Genomic DNA, 2,097 nt, shown 5'->3' with positions numbered 1-2,097 from the left:
CTCCACCCCTGTTCTGGTATCCTCATTGATTCGAACACCATACACCCGGCTCTGGGCCGTGACATTATTTGCACTTTGGACTCCTCCATCCCCTATCTTCCTATTGAAGTCCACCATGAGGTCAGCAGGCAGGCCAGTGACCTCATCTCCGCAGGCAGGTTCCTTCAGAAGGTCATCCACATGCTCCCCCTCTCTCGCATCCTCCATGGCCTCAGTAGCTCTAGACAAACTATCAGCATTTTGGTTGTCTGCACCAGCTTTATGTTGAACTTCGAATGTAAAACGGGAAAGCAAGTCCAACCATCGAGAATGCATTCCTTTGTCTGGAGAGGCCTTATGTAGCCAAAGGAGGAAGGTGGAGTCTGTGATTACTTTGAAGGGTCTGTAACTCAGGAGGTAACCGTACCGTTGCAGTGTTCTAATGAAGGCAGCAGTCTCTCCTTTGTGGCTGGAATACCTGGCCATAGCAGCAGTGTTCTTCTGACTGAGCACTGCTATAAGACGAAGGCGGTTGCCCTGCTGCTGCTCGATCACAGCCCCGCAACCTTCCCTCGACCAGTCTGTGGTGACAAGGAAGGGGGCCGCCTGATCACTGTAGTCCGGATATCCTCTGATAGGTCTCTCCAGAAAGCGATCCTTCAGATCCTGAAAGGCAGCAGTGGCCTCAGGACTCCAGGCAATTCTCTTGTCCTTCTTGTAGGGATTCAGGAGGTTGGTCAGGGTGGCATAGTTCTGGATGTGACCCCTATAGTACCCCGCAAACCCCAAGAACTTCTGAATTTCTCTCCCAGTGGTTGGGAGTGGCCACTCCCTTATGCGTGACAGGTAATCCTCACGCATTGCAAGCCCTTCTTCAGAAATAGAGAATCCTAGATAATTCATGTGAGTTTGGAACAGTTTACATTTTTGACTGTTCAGCGGCAGGTGGTGCTTCCTGTGTCTTCTGAACACCTCCTCCAAGACTTCCAGGTGCTGGGGTATGCCGGTGGTGTACACGAGCAAGTCGTCCACATACGCCTGGATGGCGTCAGTCCCCATGTCCGCTAACAGCCGGGACACCATCCTGCAGTAGGTGGCCCCACTGTTCCGAGCTCCCATGGGCATTGAAATCGGCTGCCAGTGGCCAGACTTGGTCGCAAATGCAAGCAAGGGTCTGGACTCTGCTTTAGTTCTAATGGAATAATAGGCATTAGTTCCATCCAAACTACTGAAGCATTTGGCTCCCGAGAATGCTTGGAGTGAGGTCTCTATGAGGGGCAGGGGGAAAGCATCAGGAATGGTACAGGAGTTGATCGGTCTGTAGTCAAGACAGACCCGATAACGCTGCTTGGCACCAGGTGGGGTGGTCTGCTTCACCAAGACAGTCTCGTGCGACCACGGACTATTACTGGGTTCCAGATTCCCCAACTTGAGATGCTTGTCCACAAACTCCTCCAAAGCTTCCTCTTGCTCCGGGTTGTGAGGCCTCACCTTGCCCCTATGTGGCACATGCTCCCCAGCTTCCAGCTTTACCTCAAACTCCGCCAGGTCGGTGTGGGTGACGGTGAGGCGGTCCTCACCAGTGAACACATCGGCGTACTTGGTGATCAAGTCAGTGACCTGCTGCAGCTTGGCTGGGTCAGCCAGCAGCTTGCAGCTCTTGAGGTCCAAGTTCTCTAACACCCACTTCACGTGCTTGGGGTCTGGAAGGAGAGTCTTCTGCGGCTGCTCCTCCCTTTGCTCTGATTTCCAGGTCTTCCTCTTCCTCTGCCCAATGATCATAAAACTCCCCATCCTACACCCAGTCTTCACCCTGATCTGGTCGTCTGAGGCATTGATCACCGCCAGCCTGTACTCCCTGCCCTTGGTGGGGTCGCGGGGCTTGTACACTGCGGGGACCAGGCCGACTCCAGGAAACGCTGGCTCCTCCACCGTGGCGAAGGTCATGGCAGGCGCTCCGGAAGTCGCGATGAAGTTCAAGGTTCTGGGCTCCAGGACTGTCTCCCGTGCAGCCCTCAGCACACCTCTGGTGGATGGCTCCTGCTGCTGCGGCATTGGGTCCATCTTCTTGGCTGCAGGGGGCTCAACTCCCCTGGACTTCCAACTGAAGGTCTCCTG

General features: G+C 54.5%; 1 protein-coding gene. It reads right to left on the bottom strand.

Annotated features, from left to right (window positions below):
- The coding region (locus ACN0IC_RS15135; protein WP_416879588.1) for a reverse transcriptase domain-containing protein at positions 1-1,926 on the bottom strand (1,926 nt) is incomplete at its 3' end.
- Positions 1,927-2,097: the final 171 nt, after the last annotated feature.

Source organism: Litorimonas sp., assembly GCA_029936425.1.
In the GTDB taxonomy this organism is placed as follows: domain Bacteria; phylum Pseudomonadota; class Alphaproteobacteria; order Caulobacterales; family Maricaulaceae; genus Litorimonas.
This window is presented reverse-complemented; position numbering and strand designations above follow the sequence as displayed.